At 42.9% G+C, this 19,084-nt stretch carries 16 protein-coding genes; 14 read left to right on the plus strand and 2 right to left on the minus strand.

Annotated features, from left to right (window positions below; genetic code table 11):
- The first annotated feature begins 89 nt into the window (after positions 1-89).
- The 11 genes from NSQ36_RS01710 to NSQ36_RS01760 all read left to right on the plus strand — a co-directional run bounded on the left by NSQ36_RS01710 (position 90) and on the right by NSQ36_RS01760 (position 12,427).
- Entirely contained in the window at positions 90-1,280 is a 1,191-nt protein-coding gene (locus NSQ36_RS01710) for an HpcH/HpaI aldolase/citrate lyase family protein (RefSeq protein WP_106029648.1), read from the plus strand.
- Positions 1,270-2,601 (plus strand): phosphoribosyltransferase family protein, encoded by a 1,332-nt coding sequence (locus tag NSQ36_RS01715; RefSeq protein ID WP_251191234.1) that lies wholly within the window; start codon positions 1,270-1,272, stop codon positions 2,599-2,601. The genes NSQ36_RS01710 and NSQ36_RS01715 overlap by 11 nt, the downstream gene beginning before the upstream one ends.
- Positions 2,594-3,703: a cysteine protease StiP family protein gene (locus NSQ36_RS01720; protein WP_106029646.1), complete on the plus strand. Its 1,110-nt coding sequence runs from the start codon at positions 2,594-2,596 to the stop codon at positions 3,701-3,703. Before NSQ36_RS01715 ends, NSQ36_RS01720 begins: the two co-directional genes overlap by 8 nt.
- Positions 3,700-4,515 (plus strand): HAD family hydrolase, encoded by an 816-nt coding sequence (locus tag NSQ36_RS01725; protein ID WP_251191167.1) that lies wholly within the window; start codon positions 3,700-3,702, stop codon positions 4,513-4,515. Before NSQ36_RS01720 ends, NSQ36_RS01725 begins: the two co-directional genes overlap by 4 nt.
- A gap of 70 nt (positions 4,516-4,585) precedes the next feature.
- Positions 4,586-6,202 (plus strand): YceG family protein, encoded by a 1,617-nt coding sequence (locus NSQ36_RS01730; RefSeq protein ID WP_003217097.1) that lies wholly within the window; start codon positions 4,586-4,588, stop codon positions 6,200-6,202.
- A gap of 14 nt (positions 6,203-6,216) precedes the next feature.
- Positions 6,217-7,311, plus strand: a complete 1,095-nt coding sequence (locus tag NSQ36_RS01735) for a toxic anion resistance protein (protein WP_251191166.1) — start codon at positions 6,217-6,219, stop codon at positions 7,309-7,311.
- A gap of 400 nt (positions 7,312-7,711) precedes the next feature.
- Positions 7,712-8,980 carry a glycine/proline betaine ABC transporter ATP-binding protein OpuAA gene (gene opuAA, locus NSQ36_RS01740; protein ID WP_003216978.1) on the plus strand — a complete coding sequence of 423 codons (1,269 nt, stop codon included), beginning with the start codon at positions 7,712-7,714 and terminating at the stop codon, positions 8,978-8,980.
- Positions 8,981-8,990: 10 nt separating this feature from the next.
- Complete coding sequence (gene opuAB, locus NSQ36_RS01745; RefSeq protein WP_034620780.1) at positions 8,991-9,836, plus strand: glycine/proline betaine ABC transporter permease subunit OpuAB; 846 nt, start codon at positions 8,991-8,993, stop codon at positions 9,834-9,836.
- Positions 9,836-10,717: a glycine betaine ABC transporter substrate-binding protein gene (locus NSQ36_RS01750; protein WP_339206576.1), complete on the plus strand. Its 882-nt coding sequence runs from the start codon at positions 9,836-9,838 to the stop codon at positions 10,715-10,717. Before opuAB ends, NSQ36_RS01750 begins: the two co-directional genes overlap by 1 nt.
- A 39-nt stretch (positions 10,718-10,756) precedes the next feature.
- Entirely contained in the window at positions 10,757-11,581 is an 825-nt protein-coding gene (locus NSQ36_RS01755) for an alpha/beta hydrolase (RefSeq protein WP_003217161.1), read from the plus strand.
- 123 nt (positions 11,582-11,704) lie between these two features.
- Positions 11,705-12,427 (plus strand): SDR family oxidoreductase, encoded by a 723-nt coding sequence (locus NSQ36_RS01760; RefSeq protein WP_137055221.1) that lies wholly within the window; start codon positions 11,705-11,707, stop codon positions 12,425-12,427.
- 47 nt (positions 12,428-12,474) lie between these two features.
- Here NSQ36_RS01760 and NSQ36_RS01765 read toward each other — a convergent pair whose 3' ends face one another.
- On the minus strand, positions 12,475-13,602 hold the full coding sequence (locus tag NSQ36_RS01765) for a M20 peptidase aminoacylase family protein (RefSeq protein WP_050943291.1): 1,128 nt from the start codon (positions 13,600-13,602) through the stop codon (positions 12,475-12,477).
- A 153-nt stretch (positions 13,603-13,755) separates the two neighbouring features.
- Here NSQ36_RS01765 and NSQ36_RS01770 point away from each other — a divergent pair, with 153 nt between their 5' ends.
- The 3 genes from NSQ36_RS01770 to NSQ36_RS01780 all read left to right on the plus strand — a co-directional run bounded on the left by NSQ36_RS01770 (position 13,756) and on the right by NSQ36_RS01780 (position 18,012).
- A complete protein-coding gene (locus tag NSQ36_RS01770; protein WP_003217247.1) occupies positions 13,756-15,186 on the plus strand; it encodes a YfcC family protein in 1,431 nt (476 codons plus the stop codon).
- A 216-nt stretch (positions 15,187-15,402) separates the two neighbouring features.
- Entirely contained in the window at positions 15,403-16,350 is a 948-nt protein-coding gene (locus NSQ36_RS01775; protein ID WP_003217251.1) for an L-lactate dehydrogenase, read from the plus strand.
- Between the two features lie 39 nt (positions 16,351-16,389).
- Positions 16,390-18,012, plus strand: a complete 1,623-nt coding sequence (locus NSQ36_RS01780; protein WP_339206578.1) for an L-lactate permease — start codon at positions 16,390-16,392, stop codon at positions 18,010-18,012.
- A 38-nt stretch (positions 18,013-18,050) separates the two neighbouring features.
- Here the strand turns inward: NSQ36_RS01780 and NSQ36_RS01785 are convergent, their stop codons facing one another.
- A complete protein-coding gene (locus NSQ36_RS01785) occupies positions 18,051-19,040 on the minus strand; it encodes a LacI family DNA-binding transcriptional regulator (protein ID WP_003217004.1) in 990 nt (329 codons plus the stop codon).
- Between the last annotated feature and the right edge of the window lie 44 nt (positions 19,041-19,084).

The raw sequence follows: 19,084 nt of genomic DNA on the forward strand, positions 1-19,084 counted from the left end.
ATCAAAAAGTAATGGAGTTGACTAGCGGCTCCATCTTTTTTGAATCATCAGGTTATTGATTTTCTCTAAACAACAGGAGGTGGCACAGCATGCGGTATTTTCGTTTTTTATCAGAGGCGAGGCAGCACGATCTTTTTTTCAAGCGGCCGGGGGCGATGCATTCACTGACACCGAGGCATGTACTTGCGCATGCATTAGGTGCTACTTTGTATATGCCTGCGACAAGACAAGATATAGCAGATATGCTGCTGTCGCAGAAATATGAAGCGCTTTGCTCTGTTGTATTTTGCTTGGAGGATGCCATCGGTGATCAAGAAGTGGACATGGCTGAACAGAATCTAGTGGCACAACTGGCCAGTCTCAAAGAGAAAGTCACGCATGCGCCTGAAACGGCTGAACATTTGCCTCTTATATTTATTCGCGTTCGTTCGCCGAAACAGCTGCTCAAAATGGCAGACTTGCTCGGTTCCTCTCTTCAATTACTTACCGGTTTTGTGTTCCCGAAGTACTCGGTTCATAATGCGAAGGATTATTTGGACAGTCTGAAACAGGCATCGTCCCAAACGCAGACAACACTTTATGGGATGCCCATTTTGGAAACACCTGATTTACTAGAAAAAGAAACAAGATATACGGTGTTGTCAGAGTTAAAGCAGATCTTGCTGAATGACGAGGAATATATTTTGAATATTCGCATTGGGGCAACAGATCTTTGCGGTTTGTACGGGATTCGCCGTGATCGTGACACGACCATTTATGAAATTAATTTGATTGCTGATCTGATCACAGATATCATCAATTATTTTGGCCGTTCCTTTGTGGTATCAGGTGCTGTGTGGGAGCATTTTGGCCCTGCACGAAAGGAACAAAAACCATTCATCCGGGCACTTTCTCATAAGAGTGGCGAATCGTCTTCATCTGAATTTGATGACGTACAAGGTTTACTCAAGGAGACAAAACTCGATGTGGCTAACGGCATTCATGGAAAGACGGTCATTCATCCAACACATCTCAAGCCGGTTCAAAGCATGTATGTTGTGACGAAGGAAGAGTATATGGATGCATTAAGCATTCTGGAACATGCAGACGGCACAGTTGGCGTAATGAAGAGTACCTTCTCTAATAAAATGAATGAAACGAAGCCGCATTACCGGTGGGCAGAGCACATTTTAATGAAGTCAGATATTTACGGGGTGTTTCATGAAAATAGAAGCTATATCGACATACTCACAGAAGCAGAAGCCGCATACGCTGAGCATCTTGGAACATATGGAAGTTGAGCTTGTTCTCAAAGAAGGTGCGCTTCAGCTAGAAAAAGAGCATCTTTTTGACATGGCAGCAAGGGTGAACAAAAAAAGAGCCTTTTTATTCGTTAGTAAGGTGCTCGGTAAGCACATTCCTGTTCATCCAGTAAAACCGCTCCTTGTCTCGGGACTTTTAGCCATGGCGTATGCCAAAGAGCAAACAGGCAAGACGTCTCCGCATCAAGAGCTTTTAGTAGAAGCACTCAAGACGGATGACCACACGGTATTAACTAAAGCCTACGAAGCGCTCAAAAAAGAGAAGCTTTCAACAGGAAAACAGCCGATCGTGATCGGCTTTGCAGAAACAGCCACAGCTCTTGGCCACGGTGTGTATGACGTATTAGAAGGAGCATCTTACATTCATACGACACGTGAACAGCTGCTGGATCTTGATCCTTCATTGGTATTTGAAGAAGAGCATTCGCATGCAACGGATCAGCTTTGTTATGCAGACGAAGCATTACTTCGCACAAACCGTCCCATCGTGCTAGTAGATGATGAAGTCACGACAGGTCGTACGAATATCAATATCATTCGGGACCTTCATGCAAAGCACCCACGGCATTCTTACACGATTCTTTCTATTTTAGACTGGCGGACAGAGGAGCACGAGAAAGCCATGTGTGAGCTTGAAAAGGAGCTTGGTATTCACATCACCTCATTGTCTTTATTAAAAGGGCAAATGGTTTTTCGAGGCAAAACGCTGGATGAACCAGCTTATTCGTATGAGATAGCTGAGCAAAAGGATCTGCCAAGTCTCTCTGTTCACTCCCTTCAATCTTTCTTTCAGCAAGAGCCATATGCACGTTCTCATGCAACCAATTCGGCTGGTCATTCGCCATATATACATGAAACGGGTCGTTTTGGTTTAAACGCAGCAGATACGGCAGCCATCGACCAAGCAGCTGCAGAGGCTGGACTGAAACTAAAGAAGGAACGCAAAGGAAAGCAGACACTTTGTTTAGGAACAGGTGAGCTGATGTATGTGCCGATGAGAGTGGCTGCACATATGGGAGAGGGTGTTCTCTTTCATTCAACGACGAGAAGCCCAATTCATCCAGTTGAAAAGGATGGATACGCTGTTCAAAACGGGTTCACCTTTGTGAGTCCAGAGGATGCTCGAATCCAGCATTACGTGTACAACATACCAAAAGGTCAATACGATGATGTATTTCTCTTCTTTGAGAAAAAGGTCTCTCAGGAGGCATTGCTTCCGCTTGTTCATTTATTTGCCGAGCGGCATGTGAAGCATGTGCATATTGTGACTTTATCAGACGAGGTGAAGGTGAATGGCTAATGTGTATACAAAGATGGGAAGCTATCCAGAACAGGATGTAACCTTCTTACTCAAAGATTTATCATCCATTGAGATGGAGAAAAGTACAGAGGAGCGGGAACGTTCGATTCAGAGTGGTGCGCATTATTCAGAAATGCTGCCGATTGAATATAAACCAACGGAATCTTATATGGATTTATTCTATGAATCTCTGAAAGAAAGTAAGGAGAAGGTAGCAGAAGCAGTAGCTGTTGTAGCAGAACAGATTGTGAAAAAGCGAGGCTTCCAAACGGTGCTTTGCAGTTTGGCTAGAGCGGGAACGCCGATCGGGGTACTTATCAAACGATATATTCGAAAGACGTATGGTCTTGAACTGCCTCATTACAGCATCTCGATTATTCGTGATCGAGGAATAGATGAGAATGCGCTGCATTATATGCTCAAGGAGCATCCGGGCTATGAGATTGCCTTTATTGATGGATGGACCGGAAAAGGTGCGATTTCGAGAGAGCTCCAAAAAGCGGTGATTGATTTTGAAAGAAAATACGGTATTCGTCTTTCTAGTGAACTGGCTGTACTCGCCGATCCTGGCTATTGTACACATGTCTACGGAACGAGAGAGGATTTTCTCATTCCTAGTGCTTGTCTGAATTCGACTGTATCTGGACTTGTTAGTCGTACGGTACTAAACAACCGCTGGATCAATGCCGATGATTTCCATGGGGCAAAATATTATGAAGAGCTTCTTGAAGAGGATGTGTCCAATCTGTATGTGGATACAATCGAAGAAGCATTTTCTAGCCTCGAACCAAATGTAGAAGAGAAAGCAGAAACCATCCTCGCGCACGGAATGCCTGCGGATTGGCGAGGGATGGCGTCCATTGAAGCGATCGGTCAGGAGTTTCAAATTGAAAACACCCATTTGATTAAGCCAGGTGTTGGTGAGACGACTCGTGTGCTGCTGAGAAGAATCCCTTGGAAAATCTTGATTCAGCCTGGGTCTCAGGAGAAGCTAAAGCATATTTTGCTTTTGGCAGAGGACAGAGGCGTTCCTGTCATTGAATATGCCAATATGTCCTATACGTGCTGTGGACTCATTCGTCCGCTGGAGCAGACGTCATGAAGACAAGTGCGTTTGCCAGCGATTTAGACCGGACACTGATTTACTCACACCGAGTGCTGGATCAGTATGAGTATGAAGGAGATTATGATTTAGTTGAGATGCTGGATGAACGTCCGCTTTCCTATATGTCGGTTGAAACGAAGAAGTCTTTGCAGATGATTCATCAGTTAGGCTGGTTCATTCCAGTGACGACAAGAACGACCGCTCAGTATGAACGGATCACCTTCTTTCAGCAAGAGCTCAAACCGGAGTATGCCATCACGACAAATGGGGGCTGTATCCTTCATCACGGCAAGCCGCTTGAGAATTGGCAGGTCATCGTTGATGAGAGGCTCAAAGCGTGTATGTCAGTCAGAGAGATGCTAAGAGCCATCTCCGAACTTCCAGTTGCCGCATGGGTGAAGCGTACCCGGACAGCCGAGGGAAGATTTCTTTATTTGATTATGAAAGATGAGTATCTGTCTCGCATTCCACTTGCTGAATTGAAGCAGTGGGGCGAGGAGAGAGGCTGGCAGGTGTCTCTACAAGGACGGAAGCTTTACTTTATTCCGTCACCGCTCAATAAGTGGGATGCTGTTGCTTTTCTAAAGGAGCGGCTGGAGCTTGAATATGTATACGGTGCGGGTGATTCCCTCTTAGATGCAGGTCTCATTCGTCAGGCAGATATGGGCTTTGCCCCAATGCATGGAGAAGTGCTCGACTTTGATCCATTGCTCGAGCCGACAGCAGCATCTGGCATGGCAGCAGCAGATGAAATCACCGCTTGTGTCATGAACCAGATGACGACCGCAAAAAAGCCTTCGATTCGATAGCAGAAGTAGAAGGGTGAATGATATGATAGTAGTAGCTTTCGAGAAAATATAGGAGAAAGGAAGGAGCGGCGTGAGTTATAAAGAAATCAATGTTAACCAAACACGGGCGGAGCAGGAAGCCTGGAAAAACGTGCTGAAAAAGCCGCTCCCTGAAAGAGACGGTTATGTAAAGGACGAGCATACATTGTCCTTGCCGCGTCTCGCCGCCCGGGTCCTTGGAACTCCGCATGATGCAACCGATTATTTTATTTATTTACATGAATTATATGAAACAGATGGCGTTCACATTTTAAGTGAAACGCTCAATCGTCATATTGAGCCAGAGCATTTTCAAGCGCTTCAACGCATTCATTTGATTAACCAAGAAGAAAAGGGATTATCTGTGAATCGCTTTGTGGCTTTCTTAGATGGTGAACAGCTGATTGTACGCCATCCAAACCCTGTGATGAACCGGCATATCCGCCTTTCATTGATCAAGGTGTTTGAGCATTTCAAACAGCTGCATGAAGGGGGATTTCAGCATCCTGATTTCCGCCGGGTACTCCTGGATGTAGTGAAGTTTTCAAATAATCATCTAGGTCCATGGCTGAAGGAAGTCAATATAGAAGAAAAAATGCCGGCTGTCATTTGGTATGGAGAGGCGAATAAAAGTCAGCTTTATTTTCTTTACTATGTCATGCTGATTGGCTGTGATGTTGTGCTATTTCATCCAGAGGGCGAGGATTCGTTCCGCGAACTAGATCCAGAAGAAAAGCTGACTTTTATTGATCAGTATCCGGGGACTTCAAAGCTGGAACCGTTCCCTACTGAAAAGCCTGAGAGGAAGTCAACGGTGGCGTACCGCTCGACAAGAGAGCTTGAAGAGGTGCTCCACACGGAAGATTCAATGCTGTATAAGCCTTGGCAATTCAGAGATCATACTCCTCATTCTATTACGCTGAAGACAACGTATGATGAGCTGTTTTTAATTGCAAAGGAACGTTCCTTTATCCGCCCTAATTTTCAAGCAGACCGCGACACGATACAGATTCCGAACCTCTTTGCGAAAATGATGGGAGTCACACGAGACAAGCGTGAATACTGGGATCGTATCCACACGTTAATGGAATGGAAAGAGACGAAGACCATTCGCCATTTTCCTTTTACGAAAGAAGTGTCTTCGAATTATCAATTTCATTATCAGCATGCCCTTTCGTCTGCTGGAGAGATTGATCCTGAATTATTAATGAAAAGCAACGTGTGGCAGTTTTCTCATCTATATGAGGGGACGCAGCGTGCGATAGCAGAGGCGATATCTCGAATCTGTCAGCATCCGAAGCTATTAAAAGAAGGCAATGAGACTGAATTAGATGTCCGTATTTATTTATTCAAACAGGTACTGCATATCGGCCAGGAGCTCATTGAACTCATTCAAACCTTTGATTATGCACAAACCGTACCGAAAGTGATTTTATATCATACGGAATATAATGGTGAGCTGACTCGTTCTGATGCGGCTGCCCTGATTTTTCTAAATGAAATGGGTGTGGATCTCTTCGTGTATCATCCGGCGGGATACCAGTGTATTGAGCGGTATATAGATGACCAATTATTTGATACCCATTGGCTTGATGAGATGGTTATGAACCAGGAGTTTAAAGAGCCGTCCATCGTTAGAAAATTATTTCAATCCATTAAAAACCGATAAGGAGATCAAAGCTTATGACAAATACAAACGGAAATGACATCATTTCAATTGATAAAGAGGAAATCTCCATTGAGAAGGCAGACGATATTCGCGTTCAGCTTCGAAATGAACCAGAAGTGCAAAATATTGCGAGACAGATCGATGCGAAAAATCAGCTGGAGCTGCTTGAATACGGAAAACAGCCGGCCGTTGAAATCTCTAAGTTCTCTGATCGTATTCTTTCGATGATGCGTTCAACTAGTGTCACTGACTCAGGAACGATGCTGACGCAGCTTGGAAAAATTATGGATCGTTTTGATAAAAATGATTTTGACGAGCCAAAGGGTGGTTTACTGTCAAAAATCTTTAAACGCGGCGGCAGCATGATTGAAAAGATTTTCAGTAAATATCAAACGCTCGGTGCAGAGATTGAAAAAATTAATGTGGAAATCAGTAAATATAAAGATGAAATGACCAAATCGACTGTGACGCTTGAAGAAATGTATGAGCATAACATTCAATACTATATGGAGCTTGAAAAGTATGTCGTTGCAGGTCAAATGAAAATCGAGGAATTAAAGCAATTGGTTCCTTCTTATGAAGAAAAAGCAGTTAGTGGAAACCAGCTCGCACAAATGGAGCTTGATACACTTCGTAACGGCATTCAAGCGTTGGAAGAGCGTGTATATGACCTTGATATGGCACGGATGGTGGCTCTTCAAACAGCACCGCAAATTCGTTTGCTGCAGCGTGGGAATACGAAACTAATCGGTAAAATCAACTCAGCGTTCATTATCACGATTCCGATCTTTAAAAATGGCATCATTCAAGCTGTGACAGCGAAAAGACAAAAGCTTGTGGCTGATTCAATGAGTGAGCTGGATAGAAGAACAAATGAAATGCTGAAACGAAATGCTGAAAACATCTCAAGCCAAAGTGTAGAGATTGCCAAATTGTCTGGACGTCCAAGTATCGACATTGAAACGATCGAATCTTCCTTTAATACGATTGTACAAGGGATGAAAGAGACAAAACAGATCGAAGAAGAAAACAAACGATTACGCGAAGATGGAACAAAGCGTATGCTTGAATTGCAAGATAATATTAAGCGAGCTGCACTAGAGTCCTAAAAAATAAGCTGTCTGTAACTAAAGTTGCAGGCAGTTTTTTAATATTTTAATTAAAATTTGAATGAAAAAGGTTTCTATGTGACCATTTTCGGGTAAATCCTGTTCAGGGGAATGGTTCACCCATGTTTGAAAAAGTCCGCTATGGTGAGGATTTGAGTTATTTTTTAGCACAATTAGGAATTTCAAGTAAAATATTGTCTGATGAGAGGAAATACCCCGTAAAATATGTTGTTTATGAAGCATTCTATAGGATTTACGAGTAATACGGCGTATAAACTCTAATCACCAGACCTCTTATATGGAATTCATACATATTGTGCGGAAATAAGCGAATTCTAAAGATTGTTCGCATCATAACGCTTATGTTACGGTTATAAAGATGCTAATTTGGAGGGAAAATATGAATTCTGAAGAGAGAAATATCAAAATCAAGATAAATAATGTATCTAAAATTTTCGGTAAAAATGCTAAAAAAGCAACTCAAATGCTTGAAAAAGGAAAAACAAAAAGAGAGATCCTAAAAGAGACCGGCGCAACAGTTGGTGTCAATCGAGCAAATTTTGATGTGTATGACGGCGAGATATTTGTCATCATGGGGCTATCAGGGAGCGGAAAGTCCACACTTGTGCGGCTGCTAAATAGGTTAATCGAACCAACCTCCGGCGAAATATATATTGATGGGGATATGATAACAAATATGTCAAAGGATCAATTGCGTGAAGTCAGACGGAAAAAGATCAGCATGGTCTTCCAAAACTTCGCATTGTTCCCGCACCGCACCATTCTTGAGAACACAGAGTATGGTCTTGAATTACAAGGTGTAGACAAAGAAGAGCGCCACTCAAAAGCGCTTGAATCTTTAAAGCTTGTTGGACTTGAAGGCTTTGAAGAGCAATATCCAAACCAATTAAGTGGTGGGATGCAGCAGCGTGTTGGATTGGCACGTGCATTAGCAAATGACCCTGACATCTTATTAATGGATGAAGCATTCAGCGCACTCGATCCATTAATTCGTAAAGACATGCAGGATGAATTGCTTGAGCTTCACACATCTGTAGGAAAAACGATCATTTTCATTACCCATGATTTAGATGAGGCGCTTCGGATTGGCGACCGCATTGTGCTCATGAAGGACGGGAATATCGTCCAAATCGGAACACCAGAAGAAATTTTGATGAACCCATCGAATGAATATGTTGAACGTTTCGTTGAAGATGTCGACCTTTCTAAAGTATTAACCGCTGGTCATATTATGAAACGTGCAGAAACAGTCCAGCTCGACAAAGGGGCACGTGTTGCGCTCACGCTCATGAAAAACCTTGGAATTTCGTCAATCTATGCAGTTGATAAGAAAAAGCATTTATTAGGTGTTATTTCTGCACAAGCGGCGAAAAAGGCGGCAGAAATGGGAGCATCGCTTGAAACTGTTCTTGATAAAGAATTCACGACAGTATTGGAATCTACGTATTTGACAGAAATCTTTGATGCAGTGTCTGATGCGGCAAACATTCCAATTGCCGTTGTCGATGAGAAAAACAGAATGAAGGGTATTGTGGTCAGAGGTGCATTAATTGGTGCGTTATCAGGTAATGATGAGTATATCAACATGTCTTCTAACAAGCTTGAGGAAATTAAAACACAAGAGCCTTCTGCACAGGAGGTAGAATAAGATGTTTAGTATGAGTGATTTACCTAGAATTCCGTTCGCGGATTACATCGATCAATTTGTTGACTGGTTAACATTAACGTTTGGCGGTTTCTTTGATGGCATCACAAATGGATTAGCAGGTACAGTAAATGGAATTGTGGCAGTACTTGGTGTGATTCCATCCATTATTTTAACCCTTATTTTTGCCGGCATTGCTTGGTGGATCAGTACAAGAGGAATTGCTCTTTTTACACTTATTGGATTCTTGCTGATTGACTATTTAGGCTACTGGCATCCAATGCTTCAAACCCTTGCGCTCGTTTTAACAGCTGTGGTCATTTCCATCGTAATCGGGGTTCCGATCGGTATTTGGGCATCACAGAAGGAAACTGTGCGTAAAATTGTGACACCGATTTTAGATTTAATGCAGACAATGCCTGCATTCGTTTATCTATTACCAGCCATCTTCTTCTTTAACATTGGCGTTGTGCCTGGAGTTGTGGCATCGGTTATTTTCTCTATGCCGCCAACGATTCGTATGACGATTCTCGGTATTAAACAAGTACCAGCTGATTTAATTGAAGCAACAGAAGCATTTGGTTCAACGACATTCCAGCGTTTGTTCAAAGTTCAGCTTCCACTTGCAACAAAAACCATCCTAGCTGGTATTAACCAAAGTATCATGCTTGCTCTATCAATGGTCGTCATTGCGGCAATGGTAGGTGCACCAGGACTTGGTTCAGAAGTATATAGTGCGGTAACGCAGCTGAAAACAGGAATTGGATTTGAAGCAGGTATTGCCATTGTCATTGTGGCGATTACACTTGACCGTATTACACAAAACATTAAAACGAAAAAAACCAGGGGGAATGCTTAATGTGGAAAAAGTCTATCTACATTGGGATGACCGCCCTGCTTGTCTTTTTACTAGCCGCTTGTGGCGCAAAGTCGGACTCAAATGCGAGTGCAGCACAGCAGGTGAATAAAACCATTATCGGTATTGATCCTGGTTCAGGGATTATGGCGCTAACGGATCAAGCGAAAAAGGATTACGGCTTAGAGGATTGGACGGTTGTGTCTGCATCAAGTGCAGCCATGACTGCAACGCTCAAGAAATCTTACGACCGTAAAAAGCCAATCATCATCACTGGCTGGAATCCACACTGGATGTTTTCTCGATATGATTTAAAATATTTAGAGGACCCAAAGAAATCTTACGGTGAAGCGGAAGAGATTCATACGATTTCACGTAAAGGGTTTGCAAAGGATCAGCCGGATGCAGCCAAAATGCTTGGTCAGTTTAAATGGTCTCAAGATGATATGGGCGAAGTCATGATGGATATCCAAGATGGTATCAATCCAAAGGATGCCGCCGTTAAATATGTGAAGAAACATAAAGACCAAGTAGCGAAATGGACAAAAGGCGTGAAAAAGTCGAATGGTGACAAAGTCAATCTTGCCTACGTTGCGTGGGATAGTGAGATTGCAAGTACCAATGTTGCTGCAGAAGTACTGCGTGAGCTCGGATTTAAAGTGACCTTGACTCAGGTGGAAGCAGGTCCAATGTGGACAGCAATTGCAACTGGAAGTGCGGATGCCTCGTTATCTGCTTGGCTGCCAAATACGCATAAAACGTATGCAGCGAAGTTTAAAGGGAAATATGATGATCTAGGCACAAGTATGAAAGGTCTTCGCATGGGTCTAGTTGTTCCGACATATATGAAGAACGTCAACTCGATTGAGGATTTGAAAAAATAGCCAATTATGATGAGGTTCCCTTATAATAGAAGGGAGCATATGAAAAAGCAGTCTGCTCAAAAAGCGGCTGCTTTTTTCTTATATATAAGGAAGGTGGACGAGTTGTCGATGATGGTTAAGCCAATCATGATTTTCCTGCATGGCGGAGGAGTAAGTAGCTGGATGTGGCAGGAGCAGATAAAAACATTCAAAGAAGCGTATGAATGCTATACGCCTGACCTCATTGGTCACGGGACTAGAGCAGATGAACAGTCCTTTTCCATGCGAGAAAGTGCTCTTGAAGTCATCTCATGGATCAAGCAGCATGCGCACGGACATAAAGTAATACTCGTTGGCTTCTCTCTAGGTGCACAGGTTGCCGTTGAGGTGTTATCAAAAGAGCCTGACATCGTAGACATAGCCGTCATCAATAGTGCTCTTGTAATGCCGCTGCCATGGCTTTACTTGATGGTGAGACCTCTTTTACCTCTTACGTATCCATTATTAAAGAAAGATTGGTTTATCGAGCTCCAAGCTGAAAAAATGGGGCTTCCAAACGATGTACTCAATCACTATGTGGCGGATTCGAAGAATTTGCAGAAGAAAACCCTTCTGACGATGTTTCAAGAAAATCTCCATTACAAGCTCCCAGACACGTTTCAACAAGCGAAGGCACGAATTCTTGTCACAGTGGGGGAAAAGGAAAAAGGCATCATGAAACGGTCAGCAAAGAAAATAACGAATTCACATCCGCAGGCAGCAGGTGTCGTCGTTCCCGCTATTGGACATACATTTACGTTTGAGAAGAAAGAACTGTTTATGGATATGGTTCAATGCTTTATAGAGGAACGCGCATTACCAGTGGAATTAAAGGAAATCAAGTAACCGAAAGTAAAGACAGGCATAAAAGAGGCAGCCAAATCTTAGAACCTATATGATAGAGGTATAAAACGCTTACAGATGAGCTACTGTCTGACTGAAAGCTCATGAGACGTAGAAGGAGGAGCTATGAGTAAAAACTATATCATATTCGGTGCAAGTCAAGGATTAGGGGATGCTTTTGTTAAAGGTCTTCCTTCAAGCGGAGATACAGTTTGGATTGTGTCTCGAAGTGAACCGAGCAGTTTGAAATTAGATAACGGTGTACATAGAATTTGGCTGAAAATTGATTTATCAAGCCAATCTCATATCCCATACATGATCGAAGCATTGGGGGACAAAACCATTGATGTCCTGATCTATAACGTCGGCTTATGGGAAAAACGAGGCTTTGAAGATGATTATTCATTTGATCACGATCAGCCAGAGGATATCGCTCATTTAATCAATGTGAACGTCACGTCTACGATTACTTACATCCAAGCACTGCTTCCGCACGTAAGAAAATCGGAGAATGGAAAAATCATCGTGATTGGTTCAACGGCGGGACTTGATCATACAAACCTACCGCAAGTTTCTTTTGTTGCATCTAAATTTGGCCTGCGCGGAATTGTGAATGCACTAAGAGAGCATGTGAGAAAAGATAAAATATCTGTCACCTGTATTAATCCAGGAGAGCTGGCGGCAGAGGTACCATATGAAGATGGTGCCGAAAAAGCCATCGCTCTATATGATGAAACGAGAATTCCTGTACAGGATATAGTAGAGCTTGCGAGATGTGTGATTCATTTATCAAGGGTATCCTGTGTTAAAGAAATCAACGTCCCAGCCATGACAGATTTGAATGCGTAAAACAATCAGACCACCCGTTTAAAGAAAAAACGGGTGGTTTTTTGATTTTATGATGAATGCTGCTGAAGGGTTTGATAAACAGCTTCAGTTAAAATTTCAATGCCGGTAAAAATAGCAGAGCGGTCGAATGTCATATACGGATGATGTAGACCGGGCTTTAGATCACAGCCTAAACCAAGCATCGTGGATTTGATATGCGGAACCTTCGCTGCATAAAAGTGAAAATCCTCTCCGCCTGTCGTTACGATCGGAGGATCAAGCTGTTCTTTCCCTAAAATCTTTTCAATGGCTTGAGACATCATCTGAACGGCTTCCTCATTTAAGGTAGCGGCAGGCAGACGATGATCTGTTGAAAGGGTAATGGAAGCGCCAAAGGCATCTGCTACAGCATGTACGGCTCTTTCAATTTCTTTTTCTAGTTCATCCATCACTTCATTTGTTTGTGCTCTGACATCTAATGTAAAAGAAGCTTTGCCGGGGATGATGTTTGAACTACCTCCGCCAGCATGTAGGTTGGTCATTTTCACAGAATGTGAAACTCTTGGGTCGACATGAATATGCGCGAGTCTTTGCACGAGGGTAGAAGCCACTTCAATGACGTTGACCCCTAGATGCGGGCGTGCACCGTGGGCTTCCTCACCAATAATTGTGCCGATGTAATGATTACTCGATCCATGTAAGATCGCAGGTGCGCAGCGTCCGTTTAATGTTTCTTGAATTGGGCGCACATGCACTCCGTATAAGTAATCAACGTCTGCTAGCACACCTTTTTCAATCATTTTCAGCGCACCGCCGCCTTTTTCCTCAGCAGGCTGAAAAATGAAGCGGATGGTGCCGTTTGGGAGCTCCTTTTCTTTTAATGCCATGAAGGTGCCGAGAGCCATTGTCATGTGTGCATCGTGACCACATGAATGATTGGCTTGAAACTCACCATCTACTTCCTGCCAAAGTGCATCAATATCGGCTCTCACAGCGACCACTGGTGAACCTTCTCCCATTTCACCGATCACTCCTGTACAGTCGTCAAATGTTCGAGTTTGACAGCCCATTTTCTTTAATAAGTCCTCAAGATAAGCCGTCGTATTCGTTTCTTCCCAGCTGATTTCAGGGTGGGCGTGCAGGTGATCAAAGATGTCTTTCACCGTTTGCTGCATGTCGTTTGTCAAAGTTGTCATGAATAGCCTCCTTGCTGACAGAAAATCTGTCAAAATATTCTTTTAGTGAAATAATATTGATCTTAAATATCATCAGTGTTTATAATATAACACATCATTTGATTATTCAGAAAATTAAGTGAAATTCCAATCGGGACAAAGGGGTTTTGACACATGAAAACAGCAGCAGTATTACCACCAGAGAAACAAAAAAGAAAACTTCAAATGCCGGATGCGTATGTTCTCTTATTTATCATTGCGCTCATTTGTACCGTTGCAACGTATTTTGTGCCAGCAGGTGAATTTGACCGAAAGACGTCAGGGGAAATTACAACAGCTGTTCCTGGCAGCTATCACCGCATTGATCAATCACCCGTAAGTCCAGTGGGCTTTTTTACAGCCATTCAGGAAGGGATGGTAGGGTCTTCTTCTATTATTTTTCTCATTCTATTTACTGGTGGAACCATAGCCATTTTGGAGAAAACAGGTGCCATTAACGGAATGATTCACCATGTCATCAGCAGATTTCAAACTAAGCAATTATTGTTTATTTGTATTGTTGGAGGATTATTTTCAGTGCTTGGAACGACCGGAATTGTCGTGAACTCTGTTATAGGATTTATTCCAATCGGGATCATTGTGGCAAGATCCTTGAAATGGGATGCTGTGGCAGGAGCTGCGGTCATTTATATCGGCTGTTATGCCGGGTTTAACGCAACCATATTGTCTCCATCTCCACTGGGGTTATCTCAGACGATTGCAGAGCTGCCGATTTTTTCTGGCATTGGCCTGCGTGTCATTATTTATCTTTGTTTTCTTATATCTAGTATTGTGTACATCTATTTATATACAAGACGCCTAAAGAATAAAGAGAAGGGAAGTCTTCTTGGAGATGAATGGTTTCCTGCGAAGGGACTTGGCGGATCTGATGCAGAATCTGTGGACAAGCCTGCATTTACGGGCAGACATAAGCTGATTTTAGCAGTGTGTGGATTGTCTCTTGGGGGCTTCTTATATGGCGCGCTTCAGCTTGGCTGGACCGATAAGGAAATGGCAGGAGTCTTCATTTTCATGGCCATTGCTGCTGGATTGCTTGGCGGATTAGCAGCCAATGATATTGCGAAAACGTTTATCATCGGCTGTCAAAGTCTTGTTTACGGCGCACTCATTGTTGGGATGGCACGCTGCATTTCTGTCATTTTGGAAAACGGTAAGCTGCTTGATACTGTGGTTAATGGCTTGGCGAGTATGTTGACAGGATTTAGTCCAATTGCTGGTGCGATCGGGATGTATATTGCGAGTGCACTTCTTCACTTTTTGATTTCATCAGGATCAGGAGAAGCGGTTGTCTTTATTCCAATTCTTGCGCCGCTGGCTGACTTAATGGGCATCACAAGACAGGTCGCTGTAGAAGCGGTGATGCTTGGTGAAGGGGTGGTTAACTGTATCAATCCGACGTCAGGTGTGCTCATGGCTGTGCTTGCTGCAAGTGGTATTCCTTATGTGAAGTGGCTTCGTTTTATGGTGCCGCTTGCGCTCATTTGGTTTGTCATTGGCCTTGTCTTTATTTGCATCGGCGTGATGATCAATTGGGGACCTTATTAACATGTATAAAGCTGCTGACAATGGCTTGGCAGCTTTTTTCTTGTGGAAATATGCATGGAGACAGCGCTTTGAAAGCACAATAAGAGTGTTCACAAATTCGCTACATATTTTTTTTCAGAAACCCCCTTGAAAAAGTATGTGAAGTGTTGCACAATAAGAATGTGAAATACTTCACATACGAAAAACAACCTAGTTTTACTCAGGAGGATGAGATAAATGACAAACGAAAAAGTAAACAAAGTAGCACTTATTGGAGCAGGTTTTGTAGGTAGCAGTTATGCCTTTACATTAATAAATCAAGTGATCACAGATGAATTGGTTGTCATCGATTTGAATCAAGATAAAGCAATGGGTGACGTCATGGATTTAAACCACGGGAAAGCATTTGCTCCGCATCCGGTGAACACATGGTATGGAGATTATGAGGATTGTAAGGATGCGGACATTGTGTGTATCTGTGCTGGAGCGAACCAAAAGCCAGGTGAAACGAGACTTGACCTTGTTGAAAAAAACTTAAATATATTTAAAGGCATTGTAGACAATGTGATGAAAAGTGGATTCGATGGTATTTTCTTAGTCGCCACAAACCCTGTTGATATTTTAACATATGCGACTTGGAAATTCAGTGGACTGCCAAAAGAGCGAGTGATTGGCAGTGGAACTACACTTGATACTGCAAGATTTAGATACATGCTTAGTGAGTACTTCGACGCAGCGGCACACAATGTGCATGCATACATCATTGGAGAGCATGGCGATACAGAGCTTGCTGTTTGGAGTCATGCGAATATCGGAAGTGTACCGATTACAGAATTAATGAAGAAAAATGATCAATACAAACAAGAAGATTTAGATGAGATGATGGAAAATGTCCGTCATGCCGCTTATCAAATCATTGAGAAAAAAGGCGCTACTTACTACGGCGTAGCGATGAGTTTGGCCCGCATAACAAGAGCGATTCTGCACAATGAAAACAGTATTTTGACTGTCAGCACTTACTTAGATGGAGAGTACGGAGCAGAAGATGTCTACATTGGTGTACCTGCCCTTGTGAATCGAAATGGCGCAACAGAAGTGATAGAGCTTGCACTGAATGATACAGAAAAAGAACAATTCGCGCACAGTGTGAATGTGTTAAAAGAGATTTTGGCTCCTCATTTTTAATCAAAAGCAACCTATCTGAGCAGAAAAGGATGAATCACTATGTGGCAGCAAATATATAATCCGTTTGGTAATGAGTTCGTGAGTGCATTGGTAGCAATGCTTCCAATTTTGTTTTTCCTACTTGCATTAACCGTATTTAAGTTAAAAGGTGTTTTAGCCGCTTGTTTTACCTTAATCGTCAGTTTTGTAACAGCGGTTTTCTTCTTTCATATGCCAATTGAAAAAGCATTATCTGCTGTGCTGCTCGGTATATCTAATGGGCTGTGGCCGATTGGATATATCGTCATCATGGCGGTGTGGCTCTATAAAATTGCTGTGAAATCTGGTAAATTCGATGTTATTCGTTCTAGTATTGCAGGAATCTCTCAAGATCAACGTCTTCAGCTCTTATTAATTGGTTTTAGTTTTAACGCATTTTTAGAGGGAGCCGCTGGGTTTGGTGTACCGATTGCGATTAGTGCCGCTCTCTTAACAGAGCTTGGGTTTAAACCGCTGAAAGCTGCGATGCTCTGCTTAATTGCCAATGCTGCGTCTGGCGCATTTGGTGCTGTGGGTATCCCAGTCATTACAGGGGCGCAAATGGGCAATATGACGCCGCTTGCATTATCTCAAACCCTTGTGTTTACGATTCCGTTTATTTCATTCTGTATTCCGTTCCTACTCATTCTCATTGTGGACGGATTCAAAGGGATTAAAGAAACACTTCCTGCCTTGCTTGTTGTGAGTGGAAGCTATGCCATTTTGCAAGCTGTCACAATGGTGACAATGGGTCCTGAGCTTGCCAATATTATTTCAGCTTTAGCAAGTATGGGGATTTTGGCTTTATTTCTTCGAAAATGGCAGCCGAAACATATTTATCGTGAAGAAGGGGCACCAGACATTGAACAGAAACAAACGTATCGCGGCGTTGAAGTGCTGAAAGCATGGTCTCCATTCTATATTTTAACTGCCGTGATTACGGTATGGAGTCTACCAGCATTTAAAGTATTGTTTGCTGTAGGAGGCCCGCTCAACTGGACAACCATTTTAGTAAAAATGCCATTTTTGCATCAGCAAATTGTGAAATTACCACCAATTGCACAAACAGCAACACCTATTGATGCGATCTTTAAAATTGATGTGATCAGTGCAACAGGTACTGCCATTCTAATTGCGGTGATGCTGACAGGTTTGTTTAGCAGACATATTACATTAAAAGAAGGCGCTGCCTGCTTAAAAGCATCAGTGAAAGAGCTTTGGGTACCAGTTCTCACTATTTGTTTTGTCATGGGATTTGCCAACTTGGCGAACTTCGCCGGACTAAGTTCAGCCATTGGGCTTGCACTTGCCAAAACAGGCGATTTGTTCCCGCTTGTCAGCCCAGTGCTTGGCTGGATCGGGGTGTTTATTACAGGATCTGTCGTGAGTAACAACGCCTTATTCGGTAACCTTCAAGCGGTCACTGCTTCTCAAATCGGCTCACAAGCAGGTTTGTTAATCGGAGCAAATACAACAGGCGGGGTCATGGCGAAATTAATTTCTCCACAATCTATCGCCATTGCTACAGCAGCAGTTGGAGAAACAGGTAAAGAATCTGAGCTCTTCCAAAAGACTGTGAAGTACAGCTTCATCCTGCTCGGCATAGTGTGTATATGGACATTCATTCTTGCTCAATTTATATAGGTTTAAAAAAGACTGAGACAGCTCTCAGTCTTTTTTGTTTATGTTGATTCCCTTGTTACGAGCCGGGTAGGCAGCTGGATATGTTCACGCTGTAATGGTTTTTGGTCTTGCAGGATCTCGATTATTTGCTGCACAGACCGCTGGCCAAGCTCTACGATCGGGATGTCAATTGTGGTGATCGTTGGAGCCGTCACCTCGCAAATGTCTTGATTGTCATAGCCAATCACCGCTAGATCCTTAGGAATTTGATAACCATATGAAATGGCCTGTTTAATGAGTCCTGCTGCGACTTGATCATTACCGGTGAAAATGGCATCAGGTGCATTCTTCATGTCATGGATGACATCCATTAAGCGAAAACCGTCTTCAATGGTGAAGGCCTCGCCGAACAGCCAATCGTCATGCAGCGGCAAGCCGTGTGCAGAAAGAGCATCGAGATAGCCCTGTTTCCTTTGTTTCTGTGCTTCACTGCTTTCTGTATCAAAGCAAAACCCTATCGATTTCCGCCCCGACTGAATCAAGTAGTCAACTGCTTTATAGGCAGCTTCCCGCTCATCGTATCCAATAATCGGGATGTCTGCTGTTTGATGATATTCATTCGCCATGACAATAGGGCCGTTCGTTAAAAATGGCTCGATCTTTTCCCACGGATTTTCTAATGCCCCTAATATGACCCCATCTACTTCTCTTCTTTTTAATAATTGAAGCCCTTCAAGCTCTAATGATTCCTGATAAAACGTCTGAAGCACGATGGCTTTATAGCCTTGATCCAGTGCTTCTTTTGAAATTCCTTTAATGAATTGTGCAAAAAAAGGATGGTCCACAGCCGGGACAGACACAGCAATGGTTTTTGTCTGATGTGAACGAAGGGTGCGAGCCGCTGAACTCGGTGTATATTCCATTTCTTTCATCACCTGTAAAATGAGCTGGCGCTTTTCCTCTGACACATATGGATGATGATTCAGCACTCTGGAAACGGTGGTGGTTGAAACCCCGCAGCGTTTGGCAATTTCATAAATTGTACACATATTAACAAATCCTTTACACAAAGTTATTGTTCTGAAATCGATAA

It is taken from the genome of Bacillus sp. FSL W8-1143 (assembly GCF_037965155.1).
Classification (GTDB): Bacteria; Bacillota; Bacilli; order Bacillales; family Bacillaceae; genus Bacillus; species Bacillus pumilus.